We start from the raw sequence: 18,927 nt of genomic DNA on the forward strand, positions 1-18,927 counted from the left end.
CCGGCAGAACACGGGAGCGGCCGGCGGTGCGCGGGTCAGCGGCGGCCATGCCCGCCCGGGCCGCTGTCGAATCCGTCGGTGTCGATGCGGCTGGTGCCCTGCTCGACGTTCTCGATGTTGTGGTCGCGGGTGTCCTTCATCATCCGCACCTGACTGACCGTGGCGTCGGTGATGCCCACCAGCGCATCGCGGATGGACATCATGGTGTCCTTGGTGGTCTGCCGTTCCTTCTGCTCCTGCGGCTTGGCCTTCTCCGCGAACTCCCCTTCCGAACCTGGCCAGTTCACCGTGGGGGCCAGCTCGTCGAGGAACTCCTCGGTCATGCTCCTGGTCAGGGTGCCGATCTCCTCCAGCTGCCGCGCCAGAGCCTCGATGCGCTGCGGATCCGCGTAGTACCGCTGTCCCATCGTCAGTCCTCCTCCTCTTCGCCGAGCGCGTCCCGCCACACAGGGGCGGCCTGACCACCACGTGCCGTGTCCTCCGGCTCCTCGCGGAGCACCTCGGGGCCGAAGATCCGCTCCCAGTCCATCTCGAAGCCCTTCAGCTCCGGCACGTTGCTGCTGGGCTCGGTGAAGGGCGCCATGGCCTGCATCACGTGCCGGTTCATCTTCCTGCGCGCGACACCGGCCGCTTCCAGGACGCTGGCCGCCAGCTCCTGCGGTGACATGTCGCGGTACTTGTTCTCCAGGAACTCGATCCCGCTCAGCTCACCCTGCGAGCCGGCCGTGGCACGTACCGCACGGTCGGAGGAGAGCGCGGAGAACGACGCCGAGCGCAACTCGCGTTCCGTGCGCGCGACCGCCTCCTGGGCTGCGTGGAGTTCGGCCATGGCCTTCTCCAGGCGTTTCTCCAGCGGTTCCGTCATGGCCGCTCTCCCTTCTCCGTCGGTCCTTCTGTCCGTGCGCCCGGCCGGACGCCCACCCGGCCGGCCCGGGCCCTGGGCCCCTCAACTACCCTGTTGATCATGCCTGGTGGAGATTCCCGGCAGAAGGCCGGGGCCGGTGCGCGCCTGCGGTCCACGCGGTGTCCGCGCGGCTGCCGTGCGGGGGTCACCGGCCGATGACGGCCGGGGTGCCGCCCTCCTCGGTGCCCCACACGTCCGCGTCCTCCTCCAGGTAGTCGGCCGAACTGGTCGACCTCCGCCGCGGCTCCTCCTCCTCCGCCGGGGAGTCGCCTCCGGTGGTCGCCACGCGGGGGGCGGGAGCCAGGAAGGTGTCGCTGTCCTCCTGGCGGTTCCATGGGCTGCGCCGCCGGCGGTTGCGGCGTTCGCTCTCCTCCGCGGCGTCGACGAGGACGGCGCGCACGCGCTCGCCGTTGCCCTTCTCGCCTCCTCCGCCCATGCCGCCCATGCCGCCGCCCATAGGCATGCCGGGGCTCCCGGGCATTCCGGGGGAGCCCGGCGCGCCGGCCGTGGCGGCGGCCGTCAGCGGGGCGCCCGCACCGGTGACGCCGTCCGAGAGGGGAGCGACCGGGCCCGTACCGTCCGTGGAAAGGGTGCCCGCTCCGGAGAGACCGCCGCCCGAGGCCCCGGTCACGGACTGCCCCCCGCCGATACCCAGCTCGGAGAACGGCACGTCCCGGCTGACGGTGCCGCCACCGCTCCCGCTGCCACCACCGACGGCGTTCAGCCCGCCCGGATCGCCGAGACCGCTCAGATCACCGGGACCGTTGAGACCGTCGAGGCTGCCCAGATCACCCAGACCGTCGAGGCTGCCTGAACTCCCCCGGCCGCCCGCCGTGTTGAGGCTGTTCAGGTCCACCGTCTCCGTCCTGCCCTGCGGGTCGGTGACGGTGGCGATGCCGGTCTCCGGATCGATGACCTGGGTGGTGCCGTCGGGGAACGTGGTGTTCAGCATGCCGTTGTCCAGGAAGGTGGTGGAGCCGTCCGGGTTGGTCACCCGCGCCCCGTGGGTGAGATCGGTCTCCACGGTGGTGCCGTCGGGGCCGGTGCTGGTGAACATCCCGCTCTCGGGGTCGAAGACGCCCTGGCTTCCGTCCGCGAACGTGGTCGCGAAGTCGTCGTTCACGAGCGCGGTGTTCCCGCCGGTGGGGGTCGGCAGGCCGGTCGCGTCCGTGCCGAGGTTCCCCAGGTCGCCCGGATCCCCGAGGCCGCTCCCGCCGTTCAGGTCTCCGAGGCCGCCCGTCGACTCGGTGGGCAGGCCTGAGCCGATGTCGCCGAGATCGCCCAGGTCCGCGAGGTCGCTCCGGCCGTTCAGATCTCCGAGGCTGCCCAGGTTCTGCGTCGTCGTGGTGCCGTCCGGGTCGACGGAGGTGGCCTGCCCCGTCGCCGGATCCACGATCTGGGTCGTCCCGTCCGGGAACGTGGTGGTCAGCCTGCCGTCCTCACCGAGCGAGGTGACCGACCCGTCCGGGTTCGTCAGCCGGACGCCGTCGCCCAGGTCCTGCGTCGTGACACTCCCGTCCGGATGTGTGGTGGTGACCAGCCCGCTGTCCGGGTGGAACGTACTGCTGCTCCCGTCCGCGAAGTCCGTCGTCAGGCCACCGTCCCCCAGCCGGGTGCTGCCACCGGTCGGAGTCTCCAGGGACCCGCCGGCACCGTTGTTCAGGTCGCCGAGGTTCCCGAGGTTCTGGGTGATCGCCTGGTTGGCCTCGTCCGCGGACCGGTTCGCACCGGCCGGGCCGTTGTTGAGCCCGCCGAGGTTGCCCAGGTTCTGGCTCACGGGGGCAGGTGTCGCGAACTGCTGGTCGGTGTCCCCGCCCGTGCTGTTCAGGTTCCCCAGGCCGTCGAGACTCGTGGTGACCGGATCGTTCGGATCTCCGAGGCCGAGGCTCTCCGTGACGGGGGTGTTCCCGTTCAGCAGCTCGTCGAGGCCACCGAGATCGCCCGTGCCGGTCGCGTTCGGGTCGTTGAGTCCGCCGAGGCTCTCCTCCACGGCCTTCTGCTGCTCCTCGGCCTCGCGCTTGGCCTCCTCCTGCTCCTTGCGCTGTTCCTCCCGCAACTCGTCCTGGTACTTACGGTCCTCGTCCCGCTGCTGGTTCTGCTCGTTACGCAAGTCGTCCTGGAGCTTCTTCGCCTCCTCCTGCTCCTTGCGCTGCTCCTCGCGCAACTCGTCCTGGTACTTACGGTCCTCGTCCCGCTGCTGGTTCTGCTCGTTACGCAAGTCGTCCTGGAGCTTCTTCGCCTCCTCCTGCTCCTTGCGCTGCTCCTCGCGCAACTCGTCCTGGTACTTGCGGTCCTCGTCCCGCTGCCGGTTCTGTTCCTCGCGCAGCTCGTCCTGGTACTTACGGTCCTCGTCCCGCTGGCGCTCCTGCTCCTCGCGCAACTCGTCCTGGTACTTGCGGTTCTCCTCGTTCTGCCGGTCGATCTCCTCCTTCTCCTCCTCCAGCTTCTTCTTCTCGTACTCCTCCGAGGCCGTGCCGGTCGACTTCGGCTGGGGCACGTTGTCGGAGAAGTCCTCGCCGAGCTCCAGGAAGTGGTTGTTCAGAGCCGACTGCACCTGGGCTGCGGGCTTGCCCAGGTACTCGTCGACACCCTGGGTCCAGATCTTGACCGCCTTGTCGCCGACCTTCGCCCAGTTCGCGATGTCGCTGAGGTCGCCGTACTCGGGGTGGACCTGGGAGAAACCACCCTGCGGGCTGTGACTGACGGTCGTGTTGTATCGGGTGGTGTACGAGGTGATGTCCGTCTTGGCGACGTTGTTCGCGTCCACCCACTGGGCCAGGTCGTCCAGGACGTAGCGCAGCACCTGGTGCGGGTCGTAGTAGGAGGACTTGGCCCAGGTGAGCCACGCGTCCAGCAGCTTGTTCGCGGAGTCCTCCAGGTAGCCACGGCCCAGCGACAGCGCGCGCGAGTACACCGTGTTGCCCGTGCCGGTCTCGTCCCCGGTGCCTACGGAGGAGTTGAAGGTCTCCACGTAACTGTCGTAGTTCTCGCGGATCTTCTTCAGCAGGCTGCGGAAGACCTCCGCCGCCTCGCCCTTCCAGCTGGCGTCGTCCCTGCCGAACCGGTCCTCCCAGTCCTTGAGGACCGTCGCGTGGTCCTTGAAGAACTTGGCGGCGAAGTCGAAGGACTCTCCCGTGCTGTCGAAGGACGTGAGGTCGACGACGTCGGCTCCCGGCACGCCCAGGTTGCTGAACCGGGCGTCCTGCGTGTTCCCGCCCAGCAGCCCGAGGAGCGCCGCCCGCGGCCCGTTCATGTACCGGGCGAGCGGGATGGTGCTCATCTTGTCCTTGTTGTAGTCCGTGAACTCGTTGCCCTCGCGGACCTGCGCGTCGTGGACGCTGTCCGAGCCGGGGCCGGCGAAGATGATCTCGTCACCGGCCTTCACACGTCCCTCGAAGACGATGCGGGCCTGCATGATCGACCGCTTCTTGCCGCTGTCGAAGAACCAGATGTCGTAGTCCTCGCCCTTGTTCGTCAGGAACCCGGAGTCCTTGACGAGCAGGCTGAGACTGCGCTCCTTGATGTCCATCCGGAAGAGCTTGCCGCCGTGGTCGGAGCGCAGCGTGTCGAAGACGGTGCTGCGGTCCGGTACCGGATATCCCGTGATGTGGGTGACCAGGGTGGCCCAGGTGTCGGTCGACGGGTCGCCCGCACTGTCGAACTTGTCGATGTTCGCGACGGAGTTGGGATCGTACCGATCGGCCACCGGGCGCCCTTTCAGGTCGGTTGCGGCCGTGTCGGCACACGGCCTTCTCGTGCGGGTGTACTTCCGGGTGTCTCACGCGGGTGTTCCTGGCTCCCCGCGCGCGTCAGGTTCCTTCTGTCTCCGACGACCCGCTGGTGAGCGTGTCGACCTCGTCGAAGGTCTGGAGCAGCGTCTGGGCGTCGATCGCGTCGAGGTTCTTGTCCTTGGTCTTTCCCGCCTCCTCGATCGTCTCCGTGAGCGCCTCCTTCAGTTCCTTGAAGAGGTCCATCTGATCGCCCAGGAGTTTGTCGATGGCCTCGGCCGCCGTACGGACGCCCTCGATCAGCTTCGGCCCCGAGACGAGGGGTTCGGTCACCATCCGGCCGATACGCAGGAGCTGCTTGTTCTGGTCGAGGTTGTCCGGGGTTGTGTGCCCGTCGACGAGGTGGCCCAGCGGCCGGATGTGCGCTCCGTCGCCGTCCTCTCGGTGCTTCTTGGCGGCGGTGTACACCGGCTGCACCTCGTTGTCCCGGAAGTTCTCCATCTGCTTGAGGTCGAAATGCTTGACGTCGGCCTTCTCGCCGGCCATGGGGCGTCCTCCTGCCGTTGGGTGCCGGACGGGGTCCGGGACGTCCGGGCGGGCGGCCCCACGGGGGCTGCCCGGCCGGTGCACCCGCGCGCCAGGGCGCGCGGGTGCCGGGAGCACCCCTCCGGTCGGACGGAGGGGGAGGTCACGGCCTAACGGGCCCGCACGTTGCCCCAGTTGTCGGCGCTCTTGCGCTCGTCACGGGAGTGGTTGTCGTGGATGCTCTGGACCAGCGTGCCGCTGTCCCCGAGGAGCAGGGCCATGTTCTTGGTCGCCTGGTCCCACTCCGCCTGCACCTGGCGGTACATCTGCTGGTCATCGCCCTCCCAGGAGGTGACGAGCGGCCTCAGCTCGTCCTCCAGGTTGTTGAGGGTGGTGATGATCTGCTGGGTCTGGTCCTTCAGCTCCTCGATCGCGTGCCGGACTGTGGAGTACTGCACATCGATGATGCCGTCGGCCATGACGTCTCCTCTCGGACGGCCGGGCCGCGGGGCCCGGAAAGCTCATTCCGGCGTCCCGGGAAGGGGCCGGTGCCGCATGGTGGGGGTCAGCGCAGCGCTTCGAAGACGCCCTGACTGGTCTTGCTGTTGAGCACCTCGGTCAGGTCCTGGTTCTCCTTCGCCAGGCGGTTGGCCGAGGTCACGTTCTCCTGAAGCGCGTCGACCATCGTGCTGATCTGCACGACGACCTTCTGCGCCTCGGCGTTCCAGCTGCGGAAGAGCTTCAGCAGGGCCTGGCCCTCGTCGCCGCCGACACCCGAACGCGCGGCAATCTCGGCGACGTTGTTCTGAACCTTCTCGACCGCGCTACGGGCCGACTCCAGGGAGGAGACACCTCCCAGACCCTTGGCATAATCCGCTTTCCTCGCGCCACTGTCCGCCATGTCGCGCTCCCTTCGTTGAGGCCGGTCTCGTTGCACCGTTGCCTGCTGAGGCTAAAGAAAGGCACTCGCTCGGCGCAACGCATGTCGGGAAGATTTGAGCATAGGTCAGCTTGCGGGATTCCCTGCGGGACACGGGAGTTGCCCGAATGTTTCCACGAGATGCTGTCCGGGCGAACCATCCGGGCAGGCGGCCCGCCGGGAGACGCGATACGGCAGTTAAACGGGCACGCACGGAAGGCAAACGGGCACCCCGGCAGTTTGTTTCCGTCGATATGCGCGCATCCGCGGGATTCTCCGCGCGGGCGGCCGATTTTCTGAGCTTTATCTGAGGTTTCCCCCATCGCCCGGCGCATGTCGAATCCTTACGCGGCGCCGAGTGCGGCGTTCTGATTTCCCCGTCCGTACTTCTTTTTTCCCGGCGCCGTCTCCGGCCGCTTCCCGGTCAGGAAGCGGAGTCCCCCGTCCCGGCCGCCCCCGCCGCGCCCGCCCCGTCCTGCTCGTCTCGCTCCCCCGGCCGCGCGTCCGTGGCGCATCTCGGAGCCGTGACCGCGGGCTCCACCGCGCCGGAGGCCGCTGCCGGGTCCAGGTCCGCGCCGGTGGGCAGGGCCGCGAGCAGCGGAGCGGGGACGGAGCCGATGTCCCCGGCCGAGTATCCGAGCGCCGCGAGCGAGTCCTTGGCGGGGACCCGGTACTTCACGCCGTTCTCCGCCACCAGGTAGGTGGTCCCCGCGTGCGCGGCGCCGCTCGCGTGCAGGGCCCGGACCAGGGCCCCGTGTCCCGGCCGCACCACCGTGGCGTCCGTCCGCACACAGGCCCGCTGGAAGGGCTGGGCGGTGCCCTCGGACACCACGACCGGGGTGAGACCGGCCAGCGGGACGAGCACCGACCTGATCCGCGTGCCGCCGTTGTCGCCGTCCACCTGCGCGCAGAGCGCGGTACCGCGCGGCGCGGACTGCGGGGCCGGGGGCGCGTCCGGCAGCTCCGCGGACGCGGCGGGGCCGGAGTCCTCGGCGCGGTGTGTGCGCAGCGCGTCCGCTCCGAGCGTGCGGGCCTGCGGGGACCGCCCCTGGTAGGCGTCCTTCTGGGTGGCCGGGTCCCCCAGCACCAGCGCGGCACCGAGCCGGGTCAGCGGCACCAGGCCGTCCTCGCGGAGCAGATGGTAGGTGCTGCCGCCGCCGGGAACGGTGACCTCGAAGAGCTGGCCCACCCGGGTCGCCTCGCCGCCGAGTACGGGCCCCTCCTGACCGCGCCCCGTGACGGCGGGCGGTTTCAGGACGGGGCCGGGGGCCAGCGCGTCGAGGAAGGCCGCCGAGACCGGCATCGGCCGCTCGGAGGCGTAACCGAGGGCGTTCCGGGCGTCGGACGCGCGGTCCAGCGGCAGCCGGCTGCCGCGCCACACCAGGTACTCGGTGTCGTCGGGGCCGCTGACGAGCACCCCGCTGTCGCTGCCGACGTCGCGGGACTCCAGTGGCGCGCCGGCGACCACGGTGGTGGCCCCGGGCTTCTCGACTCCGGTGGCCACCGCGGCACCGGAGGTGCTGGGCAGGGCTCCGTCGGGCCCGGTGACGCACATGTGCCAGGGCCCGTCGTCGAGCTGCCCCGGCCCGGGCACGCTGTCCGGTGCGCCCGGTATGCCGGCGGGGGCGCCCACGGGGACGTCGCGCAGGGACGCGGTGCCGACGTCCGCGGTGGCCAGGTCGGCGCCCCCGATCAGCCGCGCCGAGGCGTAGTTGCGTACCGGGTGCAGTACGCCGTCGGTGCCGGTCCAGAGGTAGCGGGCCCCGGTGTCCCGGTTGACCACCAGGTGCTCACCCTTGCGCCAGCTGTCGTTCCCGCCGGGACGCAGCAGCCCGTAGACGGTGGCACCCGCGCCGATCAGGACGGTCACCAGGACCCCGAAGACCACCCCCCGGGTGGTGCGTCCGAGCGGGCTCTCCGGGGCGTCGGGGTCGGCCGTGAGCAGGCCCGAACTGAGCCTGCCCATCAGGAAACTGTGGGCCTGTACCTGGTCGCGCTTGGACTGCACAGCCTCTCCTCAACTCGTATCCCATGTCCTGCCTGCGGGCGTGCTCAGCCGAACAGGCCGCGCAGCCAGCCGAAGAGGCCCGCCACCCACAGGCTGAGCGGCAGCAGCGCGACGGCGAGGCCGGTGTGTGCGAGCTCCGCCGCGCGGCCCCAGTACGGCAGCATCCGGCGGCCGGGCACAATCCAGGAAGCGGTCACGAGTGCGGCCGCCGCGGCGAGCAGCACCGCGAAGACCACCGTCCGCCCGTCGCCGTGGCTGTCCACCGCCCAGGCCCTGGCGAGCAGCAGCAGTCCCCAGATGCCGGGCACCGCCAGGGTCAGCCGCTGCCCGATGTGCACGAGGCCGCGGCAGTGCAGGAGCAGCAGCAGGCTCAGGGTGAGCGCGGTCAGCACCTCGGGCAGGTCGGGGCGTTCGGCGAGAACGGCCAGGGCCAGTGCGACCACGGTGCCGGTGGCGGCGAAGAGCGCGGTGACCCAGCGTCCGGCCAGTTCGGTGCGGGCGGCGACCTCGTCGCCCGCGTAGGGGTCGATGCCTTCCTGGAGCTGGCCGGCGGACGACGGCAGCGCGGGCAGCCGCATTCCGGCCAGTTTGAAGGCGAACGGCGCCACCGTCCCGGCGGCGAGCACGATCACCGCGGCGACCAGCGCCACGGCGGCCGGCATGTCCAGCCCGGTGTACCCCATCAGGGCCCCGGCGATCGCGGCGGCCACGGAGACGACGGCGGTGGCCAGCAGGGCGGGGGCGCCGACCGCGGTGGCGGCGAGCGCGATGACCGCGCCGCCCGCTCCGGCCGTGCCCGCGGCCAGCAGCCGCGCGCCCACGACCTTCGCCGCGTCCGGCCCGGTCAGGTCACCGCCGGGGAGCACCCAGCCGGCCAGTGCGAGGCAGGGGGCGACCAGCAGGCCGAGCGCCGTGGCGGAGAGGCGGTCGCCGACCGCGCGGCTGGCGGAGCCGGCTCCCGCGAGCAGCAGCAGCCCTGCCACGGCCGCGCAGGCCGCCCGGGAGGATCCGGAGGCGGCCACCCCGGGCCGGAACACCAGCACGAGGGCGGCCGCCACGGTCGCCACCGCGGTTCCCACCAGGAGTCCACGGGCGGCTCCGGGGTGCCAGGTGTGCAGCCGGCGGCTCGCGGTCTCGGCTATCCCGTCCACCAGGTCGTCGAGCCGCGCCTCCGGCAGCGCCTCGGTGTGCGGGCGCAGGTAGAGCACGGCGCCGTCGGCGAGCCCGGCACCGGCCAGGGTGGTCTCCTCGTCGAGCGGGGCGTCACCGAGCCGCTGGAGCACCCAGCCGGCGTGGTCCAGTCCGGCCTCCTCGGCCTCTTCGCCGACGTAACGCAGCAGCGTGGGCAGCAGATCGGCGACCGGTACGTCGGCGGGGACCGCCAGATCGACGGAGACGCTCGGCGCACGTACGGTCAGGCGGCACGTCTCGGCCACCGCACTGTCGGTCATCAGCTGAACTCTCGTCTTCCGTGGAGGCTTTGACAGGAGGACGCCCCCGGGAGGGGGACGCGGGAACGATGCGGAAGGTGCGCACGGCCGGGAACGGGGTCACCGGGCAGCGGAATTGGGGCCGCGCACCCGGCTGCCACCACACCCGCGTGGACAGGTCGTGTTCCGTGAATGCAGACTACTGCCTACGACCACCGGGTCGTGCTGCGGACCGGTCTCCATTTCCGGTATGCAATTGGCTGTCAAGGGAGTTGGCCGTCCCCGCGCCATCCACCCGCACCATTCACCCTCCGTACACCCGCGTCTTGCGCGGCCGGGGAATCAGGGCGGCGCGGTCTTTCCCGCTACCGGGCGCACCGGTATTCGGTACGGGCCGGAAGGCCAGTGAAACCGGAGGTTCTGTTCCTTGAGCGTGGTGCTGTTTCGCCGACCGGCCCGCAGGCGCGGACCGGAGATGCCCGAAGGGCAATTGACCCTCCAGGAACCACCGGTCCTCGCCGAGACAGTTCCGGACACCTCGGCAATATGGACTTATTTGCCGATGGCCCTGATGTCGGTCTCGATGATGCTGATGTTCCTGCGGCCCGGCGGCGGCAACGGCGTCTTCATGTATCTGGCGATGGGCGTCATGGCGCTCTCCGCCGGTGCCATGCTGCTGGGACAGCTGATGCGCCGCTCCAGCGAGCGCAAACAGCGCCTGAAGGGAGAGCGCCGCGACTACCTCCGCTATCTGGCGCAGACCCGCAAGCGGGTCCGGACCACCATCACGGAGCAGCAGCGGGCGCTCGCCTGGCGTCACCCCGAGCCCGCGTCCCTGCGCTCGCTGGCCCGTACGTCCAGGCTGTGGGAACGCCGCCCGGCGGACGAGGACTTCGGTGAGGTCCGGCTCGCGGTCGGCGAGCAGCAACTGGCCCTGAGCCTGAACCCGGTCTCCACCCGCCCGGTCGAGGACCTCGAACCTCTCTGCGCGCACGCCCTGCGGCGCTTCATCCGCGCCTACTCCACCATCCCCGACCAGCCACTCGGCCTCTATCTGCGCTCCTCGGCCCGGATCCTGCTGCGTCCCGAGGGGGCGGGCGACGAACCCGGGGAGCCGGACACCTCGTCGCGCGGCACGGCCGGCGCCGGCACGGACGCGATACGGGCGCTGGTGCGCGCGATGCTCGGGCAGCTGGCGGTGTTCCACGCACCGGAGGAGCTGTGGCTCGCCGTCTGTGTGAGCGACGAGCGCCGCGCCGACTGGGAATGGGTCAAGTGGCTGCCGCACGCCCTGGACCCGTACGAGGAGGACGGCGCGGGTCAGGCCCGCCGGATCACCGCCGACCTGACCGAGCTGGACGACCTGCTCGGCGCGGAGTTCGCCGAGCGCCCGGGCTTCGACCCGGAGGGGCGCCCGGGCCGGGACGAGCCCTACACGGTCGTCGTCCTGGACGGTGTCACCGTCCCCGAGGGCCACCGCTGGGAGGGACACGGCTACCGCAACGCCCTGGCCCTCGACGTCTCCGGGGCGCTGCGCTGGCGCCCCGGGCGCAACACGCTGCGCCTGACCGTCGGACCCGACCAGGTGAGCCTGGTGCGCACCGACCGCAGCCGCAAGGAGCGCTCCGTCCCGCTGGGGCGCCCGGACCGGCTCGGCCCGCTCGGCGCGGAGTCGCTCGCCCGGCTGATCACCCCGCGGCGGATGAGTCTGGGCACCGACATCGCCCAGCCGCTGGACACCGACGTCGAGCTGACCACCCTGCTCGGCATCCCCGATCTGCACCGGCACGACCCGCGCACCCTCTTCGAGCGGCACACCGGCTCCGCCCGGCTGCGGGTGCCGATCGCCGTCGGGGTGGACGGGCGCCCGGTGGAGCTCGACATCAAGGAGTCCGCGCAGGGCGGGATGGGCCCCCACGGCATGCTCATCGGCGCCACCGGGTCCGGCAAGAGTGAACTCCTGCGCACCCTCGTGCTCGGTCTCGCGCTGACCAACTCCTCCGAGACGCTCAACTTCGTCCTGGTCGACTTCAAGGGCGGCGCCACCTTCCTCGGCCTGGAGGAACTCCCCCACACCTCGGCGGTCATCACCAATCTCGCCGACGAGGTCGCGCTGGTGGAGCGCATGCAGGACGCGTTGCACGGCGAACTGATCCGGCGCCAGGAGCTGTTGCGCGCCGCCGGCAACTACACCTCCGCCCTGGAGTACGAGCGGGCACGCGCGGGCGGCGCCGGTCTCACCCCGCTGCCGAGCCTGTTCGTCGTGGTCGACGAGTTCAGCGAACTCCTCTCCACCCACCGCGAGTTCATGGACCTCTTCGTGATGATCGGCCGTCTCGGGCGCTCCCTCGGGGTGCATCTGCTGCTCGCCTCGCAGCGGCTGGACGAGGGCCGCATGCATCAGCTGGAGAGCCACCTGTCGTACCGCATCGGCCTGCGCACCTTCTCCGCCATGGAGAGCCGGGGCGTCCTCGGGGTGCCCGACGCCTACGAGTTGCCGGCCCAGCCCGGCAGCGGCTACCTGAAGTCGGGGGTGGAGGCCCTGACCCGGTTCCGCGCGGCGTACTCCTCGGGGACGTACCGGCGGCGCACGGGCGCGGTGGTGCAGGCCCGGGTGGCCAGCCAGGTGGCGCCGTGGACCAGCGGATGGGTGGTCCCGCGTGCCCTGCCGGCCGTGCCCGAGCCGGAGCCGGAGGCCGGGGAGGCCGAGGACGAGGAGGCGCTGCTCGACGTGGCCCTCGGCCGGCTCCGGGACTCCGGCCCCGCCGCCCACCAGGTGTGGCTGCCGCCGCTGGACGAGCCTTCCCCGCTGGACGTCCTGCTGCCGGGCATCGCTCCCGACCCGGAACGCGGCCTCACCGCCGCCGGCTGGCCGGGCAACGGCAGGCTGCGGGTGCCCGTCGGTCTCGTCGACAAGCCCTTCGAGCAGCGCCGCGACCCGCTGATCGTCGACCTCTCGGGAGCCGGCGGCCACGTCGCGGTCGCGGGCGGCTCGCAGAGCGGCAAGTCCACTCTGGCCCGTACCCTGATCGCCGCCCTCGCCCTCACGCACACCCCTGCCGAGGTCCAGTTCTACTGCCTCGACTTCGGCGGTGGCGGCCTCTCGCAGCTCGCGGCGCTCCCTCACGTCGGCGGCGTCGCGGCGCGGCTCAACCCCGAGCGGGTGCACCGGGCCGTCGCCGAGGTGATGACGCTGCTCGCCCGGCGCGAGCAGTTCTTCGTGGACCACACGCTGGACTCCATGCAGTCCTACCGTCGCCGCCGGGCCGCCGGGGAGTTCCCCGACGAGCCCTTCGGCGACGTGTTCATGGTCGTCGACGGCTGGTCCACGGTCCGCCAGGACTACGACGACCTGATCCCGAAGTTCAACGAACTCGCGGCCCGTGGCCTCAACTACGGCATCCACCTGCTCATCACGACCACCCGCTGGGTGGAGCTGTCGGCCCAGGTCCGTGACCAGGCCGCCACCCGCCTCGAACTGCGGATGGGCGACCCGATGGACTCCGAGATCGACACCCGCAAGGCCCGCTCGGTGCCGCGCAGCGGTGGCCGGGGCATCACCGCCGACAGCAAGATGCACTTCCTCGCCGGACTGCCCCGCCTGGACGGCAGCGGTTCGCTCGACGACCTCGGGGAGGGAGTCGCCCATCTGGTCGCCGAGATCTCACGTCACTGGAGCGGCGCGACCGCCCCGCAGGTCAGGATGTTGCCGCACCGCCTCCCGCTCTCCGATCTGCCCGCCCCCGAGTCCACCGAGGGCGGCGGCATGCGCCTCGCGCTCGGCATCGACCAGGACGCCCTGGAACCGGTCTGGCACGACTTCAGCCGGACCCCGCACCTGATCGTGGTCGGCGACACGGAGAGCGGGAAGACCAACCTGCTGCGCCGTGTCTCCAGGGGGATCACCGACCGGTACGCCCCGGACGAGGCGAAGATCATCGTGGTGGACTACCGCCGCACCCTCGTGGACGCGGTCCCCGAGGAGTACCGCATCGGGCACGTGATCTCCCTGGACAACCTCAACGAGACGATCGAGGGCGCCGCCCGCGCCATGAAGGGCCGCGTTCCCGGCGCGGACATCGCGCCCGCCCGTATGCGCCAGTGCGACTGGTGGACCGGCCCGCGGCTCTTCATCCTGGTCGACGACTACGACATGGTCTCGGGCAACTCCTTCCAGAGTCCGTTCGAGCCGCTCTTCGAGAATCTGACCCTCGGCTTCGAGATGGGCCTGCACCTGGTCGTCGCCCGCAGCGCCATGGGCGCCGGCCGGGGGCTCAGCGACGGTCTCGTCCGGCGTCTCGACGAGGCCAACAACCCCGCCGTCCTGCTGTCCTGCCCGCCCACCGAAGGCCGCCTCTTCGGCGACGCGAAGCCCTTGAACCTGCCGCCCGGCCGGGCCCTTCACATCGCCCGCCGACGGCCGCGGCTGATGCAGACGGCCCTGATGGAGGAGAGCCGGGGGCAGCGGGACTGAGACGGCACGACCGCACGGCGGAGGCGGGGGCCGCCCGAGGTGACCCCCGCCTCCGCCGTGCGGAGCGGCGGTGCGGGGCCAGGCCTTACCCGGACGGACGGTGCGTGGGCTGGACAGCCGTACGGTGAGGGCCCGGCCCCGAAATCCAGGCCCCCTGAGTCGACGGAGCGACTGCGTACGGCCCGGCGACGAAGTCGCGCCGGTACGCCGAGGAGTGACGGAGCGTCCGCACCGGCAGACGAACCCCGAGCCCGGTGGGCGCGACGCCCGAACCGGCAGACCGAACCGGAGCCCGGTGGAACGACGCCCACACCGGCGGACTGAGCCCGCTGGGGCCGGCGTCTTCGACACGCATGCCGAAGACGTTCGCTCAGTCCCCTCCCGCCCCGGAGGGTCCCGCCGGGCGCCAGCCCCGGGTGCGGGCCCGGGAGAAGGTGAAGGCGGCCCAGAGCAGGGCGAGGACCGTGGCGGAGCCGAGCAGGACGATCAGGACCGCTCGGCCCGCCGCGCGGTCGGCACCCGAGGTGTCGCGGACGGTCACGGGGGCGGCGGCGCGCTCCGCGCCGGCGGGCACGGGCGAGTCGCCGAGGACCGTGGTGACGGCGGCGTACGGATCGAGCTGCGGAATGTCGGCGGGGTAGGCGGTGGCGGTCAGCCTGCGGACGACCGCGTCGGGCGACTCGTCGGGGTGGGCGGCCCGGACCACGGCCGCCGCGCCGGCGGCGTAGGCGGTGGCCACCGGGACCCCGCCCCCGAGGTAGTGTCCGTCGCCGCGTGGTCCGCCGGAGACCACCCCCGCGCCCGGGGCTGCCAGATCGATGCCGTCGGTGGGCAGGGAGCCGTCCGGGCGGGCACCGCCGGGCAGCATGCCGGCGACCGAGAGGACGCCGGGTTCGCCGGCCGGCCAGTACGTACGGGGCGGTGTCTCCTCGTCGCCGCCCCGGGAGGGCGGGTCGGGGGTCGCGGCGGCCACCACCACGGCGCCCGCCCGGCGGGCGTCCGCGACCGCGCCGCTCAGGGCCGCGTCCTGGCGCGGCAGGGCCACCGCGACCGCGATCACGTCGGCCTCGGCCTCGGTCGCCGCACGCAGCGCCTCCACGACCAGGGCTGAATTCGCCTGTCCGCGCCGGTCCGTACCGCGCAGCGCAAGGATCTTCGCACCCGGTGCGACCCCCGCCAGACGCGGGCTGTCCCCTCCCGTCCCGGCGATCAGGCCGGCCAGGAAGGTGCCGTGGCCGACGCAGTCGTCGGCTGCCGTGCCGTCGGCGGAGACCCGGCCGTCGAGCCCCTCGGCGCCGGGCGCGACTCCTGTGTCGATCAGTGCCACGGTCACGCCCTCGCCGGTGCTGTGCCGGTGCAGCCGGTCCAGGTCCAGGCGCTGGCGTGACCAGTCCCGCTTCTTCGCCTTCTCCCGGGACGCGGGCGTGCAGACCACCTCCTCGTCCCCCGGATCCAGCGCGGAGGGCATGCCGGGCAGCTCCTGGCCCTTGTCCCCCTCGGCCGCCGGGATCCGTGAGAGTGGTTCGGCCTGGGCCGGGACCCCCAGGGGCAGCAGCAGGGTCGCGGCGAGGCCCGCACCGGACAGCAGGCGGGCGATTCCCCGGGCGGGAGGCCTCATCGGGGGGCCACCTCCGGTGCCACGGCGGTGACGTCCGCGGGAAGCAGGATGCGCAGGTCGTCCAGGGTGGGCGCGGCCAGCGAACTGAGACGTCCGGCCTGCCGGGTGACCATCGACTCGACCACCTGGCGGGCCAGCCGGGCGTTGCCGAAGGAGCGGTCCCTGGGCAGCGAGTCGAAGTACTCCTTGAGCAGCGGCCCGGTGCCTGGCCCGCACTCGTAGCCCATGTGCGTGGCCTGGGTGCGCACGATGGTGACCAGTTCCTCGGAGGAGTAGTCCGCGAAGGCGATCCGGCGCGGGAAGCGGGAGGAGAGGCCCGGGTTGGAGGCGAGGAAGCGTTCCATCTCGTCGGTGTAGCCGGCGACGATGACGACGACGTCCTCGCGGTGGTCCTCCATCAGCTTCAGCAGGGTGTCCACCGCCTCCTGGCCGAAGTCGGCGCCGCCGCCACGTGGTGTGAGGGTGTAGGCCTCGTCGATGAACAGCACGCCGCCGCGCGCCCGTTCGAAGACCTCTCGGGTGAGCTGGGCGGTATGTCCGATGTAGCGGCCGACCAGATCGGCCCGCGCGGCCTCGACCAGCTGGCCCCAGTCGAGGATGCCCAGCTGGGTGAGGATCTCGCCGTAGAGCCGGGCGATGGTGGTCTTTCCGGTGCCGGGCGGGCCCGTGAAGACCAGGTGGTGGCTGAGCGAGGGGACCGGCAGCCCGGCCGCGGCACGGTGGCGGGCCGTGGTGATGAGGTTGACCAGGTCCGCCACGTCGCGCTTCACCTCGGCCAGGCCGATCATGTCGCCGAGACGCGTCAGGGGGTCGTCGGCCGGTACGGCGGCTTCGGTGGCCTTGGCGGCGGCGGCGACGGACACGTCCTCCGGAAGGAGCAGGCGAAGATCACGCTCGCCCACCTGCGTCTGTGCGGAGAGCCGGATCGCCTGTCTGTCGACCATCTCCTCGAACACCCCGCGCGCGGCACGCCCGTTGCCGAAGCCAGCGTCCCTCGGCATCGCCCCGAAGTGGGCGGCGAGCGCCTCGGCGGTGCCCTCGCCCAGCTCGTACTGGTGCTGGCCGCACATGTTCTCCATGATCGCGACCAGTTCGGGCACCGAGTAGTTCTCGAACTCGACCGTCCGTGAGAAGCGCGATGCCAGGCCGGGGTTGGAGCCGAGGAAGGAGTCCATCTCGCGGGAGTAACCGGCCGCGACCACCACCACGTCGTCGCGGTGGTCCTCCATCAGCTTCAGGAGGGTGTCCACCGCCTCCCGCCCGAAGTCGGCGCCGCCGTTGCCGCTGTCGGCGGTCAGCGTGTACGCCTCGTCGATGAACAGCACCCCGCCAAGGGCCCGTTGAAAGGTCTCGGAGGTCTTGATCGCCGTCCCGCCGACGACCTGGGCGACCAGGTCGGCGCGGGAGACCTCGACCAGGTGCCCGCTGCGCAGCGACCCCAGTTCCGCCAGGATCGCCCCGTAGAGCCGGGCTACGGTGGTCTTGCCGGTTCCCGGAGGGCCCGCGAAGACCAGGTGGCGGCTCATCGGCGGTGCGGGCATGCCGAGTTGTTCACGGCGCTGGGCGAGCTGGGTCAGGTTGACCAGCGTACGCACCTGGTGCTTGACGTTCTCCAGGCCGATCAGCGCGTTGAGGGCGCCGAGCGGCCCGTCGGCGCGGTCGGTCGCGGGCCCGTCCGCCGCACCCGAACCGGCCGGGTCGGTGTTCTCCGCGCTGCCGGTCCCCCAGGCGTCACGCTTGCCGTTGCCCGTGCTGTTCAGGCCCTCCACGGCGAGGCGTTCGCCGGGCGCGGTCTGGACGAGGCCGCCGCCCTCGTTCTCCCTCGCGAGGCAGTTGACGAGCGAGACCGGCGCGGTCGACTCCACCCGGAAGCCGTCCTGGGCGCCCCCGGTGACCTCGCAGCCGCTGAGCGAGGCGAGCGCGCCCTCGTGCAGCATGAAGCCGTGGCCCTTGGCGGCGTGCACCGAGGTGCGGTTGGCGGTCAGCTCGCCCCCTCCGGCGACCACCACCCCCTCCTCACCGGACATCTCGACGCGGAAGTCGCGGACGGTGACGTTGCCACCGTCCTCGACGACCAGTCCGCTGGTGGTGGTGTCCGAGACTCCGCCGCCGGCCAGGTAGAGGGTGCTGCCGGAGGCCACACGCACACCGGCGCCCCTCGGCCGGATGATCTCGCAGTCCTCGGCCCGGCCGCGGGCGTCCCGGGTGGCCGCGATGCCGTCGCCGGAGGGTTCCACCAGGCGGGCCCGGCGCAGCAGTGGATTGGCGCCACCGAGCACCGCGACCGAGGGCGAGCCGCCGATCACCTCCAAGCGGTCGAGTTCCGGTGCCGAGTCCTCCTCCAGGAGCAGTCCGGCGCCGTCGCAGTCACGGACGGTCAGGCCGGTGAGTGCCGGGGAGGCCGCCCCGGCGACCCTGAGCGCCGCACCCTGCGCGCCGTCCACCCAGCAGTCCTCGAAGGTGCCGCGCGCCCGGTCGGTCACCAGCACACCGTGGCCGCGCACGCGCGAGACCCGGCAGCGGCGCAGCACCGGGTCGGTGCCCCCCGCGAGGGTGATCCCGTTCCCGGAGGCGCCGGTGACCCGGACGTCCTCCAGCGTCGTACGGCCCGCGCTGCTCAGGTGCACGCCGGTGCTGGTGTCGTGCACCACGGTGCGGACCACCGAGACGGCGCAGTTCTGTTCCAGGGCGATGGAGGGCTTGTCGGTGGAGGATATGTCGCAGTCCTCGACACTGCCGCGGGTGTCGCCGTTGGCGAGCAGTCCGTTGCCGCGGGCGTCGCGGACCGTGCAGTCACGGACGCGGGCCTCGCCCTGCTCGGCGAGGACCAGGCCGCTGGTCCCCAGGTGCTCGAGCGTGCAGGACTCCACGGTGGTGGGCGTCGTCGAGGTCACCACGATGCCGGCGCCCTGCGGGTTGCTCACACGGCAGTCCCGCAGCGCGAGGGATCCCGTGCCGCCGGCCAGCATCGCGGTCCAGGCGGCGCCGACTATCTCACAGCCGTCGAAGGCCGCCTGACCGCGCCGCACGTCCACCGCGGGCAGTTCGGCGTCGCCGCCGCGCAGGGTCAGCTCGGAGAGCATCACGGCGTCCGCGCGCAGCGCGACCACGCTGCCGGAGCGCGGCCGGATCTCCACCGTGCCCCGTCCTTCGGCGGCGGTGAGGGTGACCCTGGTGTGGATCACCAGATTCTCCGTGTACGTCCCGGGCCGGATGCTGATGAGCGCACCGGTACGGGCCATGGCGAGGGCTTCACCGATCGTCGAACAACGGTCCCCGGGGCCGACCGACAGTACCTGGCGCGACACGCACCAACCTCCT

Annotated in this window: 11 protein-coding genes; 1 reads left to right on the forward strand and 10 read right to left on the reverse strand. The window is 71.9% G+C overall.

Annotation, left to right across the window (positions count from 1 at the left end; genetic code table 11):
* Positions 1 to 35: 35 nt before the first annotated feature.
* The 8 genes from ACFY8O_RS15300 to eccD all read right to left on the reverse strand — a co-directional run bounded on the left by ACFY8O_RS15300 (position 36) and on the right by eccD (position 9,535).
* Positions 36 to 407, reverse strand: coding sequence for a hypothetical protein (locus tag ACFY8O_RS15300; protein WP_145805765.1), 372 nt, complete (start codon positions 405 to 407; stop codon positions 36 to 38).
* 2 nt (positions 408 to 409) lie between these two features.
* Entirely contained in the window at positions 410 to 865 is a 456-nt protein-coding gene (locus ACFY8O_RS15305; RefSeq protein WP_387902240.1) for a YbaB/EbfC family nucleoid-associated protein, read from the reverse strand.
* Between the two features lie 184 nt (positions 866 to 1,049).
* Positions 1,050 to 4,610, reverse strand: coding sequence for an AAWKG family protein (locus ACFY8O_RS15310; protein WP_387902242.1), 3,561 nt, complete (start codon positions 4,608 to 4,610; stop codon positions 1,050 to 1,052).
* Between the two features lie 103 nt (positions 4,611 to 4,713).
* Complete coding sequence (locus ACFY8O_RS15315; protein WP_145805771.1) at positions 4,714 to 5,178, reverse strand: type VII secretion system-associated protein; 465 nt, start codon at positions 5,176 to 5,178, stop codon at positions 4,714 to 4,716.
* A 149-nt stretch (positions 5,179 to 5,327) separates the two neighbouring features.
* A complete protein-coding gene (locus ACFY8O_RS15320) occupies positions 5,328 to 5,636 on the reverse strand; it encodes a WXG100 family type VII secretion target (RefSeq protein WP_145805772.1) in 309 nt (102 codons plus the stop codon).
* A gap of 86 nt (positions 5,637 to 5,722) precedes the next feature.
* A complete protein-coding gene (locus tag ACFY8O_RS15325) occupies positions 5,723 to 6,058 on the reverse strand; it encodes a hypothetical protein (RefSeq protein ID WP_145805774.1) in 336 nt (111 codons plus the stop codon).
* A gap of 442 nt (positions 6,059 to 6,500) precedes the next feature.
* Entirely contained in the window at positions 6,501 to 8,084 is a 1,584-nt protein-coding gene (gene eccB, locus ACFY8O_RS15330; RefSeq protein WP_387902245.1) for a type VII secretion protein EccB, read from the reverse strand.
* Between the two features lie 44 nt (positions 8,085 to 8,128).
* Positions 8,129 to 9,535: a type VII secretion integral membrane protein EccD gene (gene eccD, locus ACFY8O_RS15335; protein WP_387902246.1), complete on the reverse strand. Its 1,407-nt coding sequence runs from the start codon at positions 9,533 to 9,535 to the stop codon at positions 8,129 to 8,131.
* Between the two features lie 454 nt (positions 9,536 to 9,989).
* Here eccD and eccCa point away from each other — a divergent pair, with 454 nt between their 5' ends.
* Complete coding sequence (eccCa, locus tag ACFY8O_RS15340; RefSeq protein WP_387902249.1) at positions 9,990 to 13,988, forward strand: type VII secretion protein EccCa; 3,999 nt, start codon at positions 9,990 to 9,992, stop codon at positions 13,986 to 13,988.
* A 370-nt stretch (positions 13,989 to 14,358) separates the two neighbouring features.
* On the opposite strand, the gene ACFY8O_RS15345 is transcribed toward eccCa, so the two are convergent.
* Positions 14,359 to 15,606: a S8 family serine peptidase gene (locus ACFY8O_RS15345; protein WP_387902251.1), complete on the reverse strand. Its 1,248-nt coding sequence runs from the start codon at positions 15,604 to 15,606 to the stop codon at positions 14,359 to 14,361.
* The gene (locus ACFY8O_RS15350) at positions 15,603 to 18,914 is read right to left on the reverse strand and encodes a right-handed parallel beta-helix repeat-containing protein (protein ID WP_387902254.1); all 3,312 of its coding nucleotides are present in this window, start codon (positions 18,912 to 18,914) and stop codon (positions 15,603 to 15,605) included. Before ACFY8O_RS15350 ends, ACFY8O_RS15345 begins: the two co-directional genes overlap by 4 nt.
* Between the last annotated feature and the right edge of the window lie 13 nt (positions 18,915 to 18,927).

Source organism: Streptomyces argenteolus (genome assembly GCF_042902585.1).
In the GTDB taxonomy this organism is placed as follows: Bacteria; Actinomycetota; Actinomycetes; order Streptomycetales; family Streptomycetaceae; genus Streptomyces; species Streptomyces argenteolus.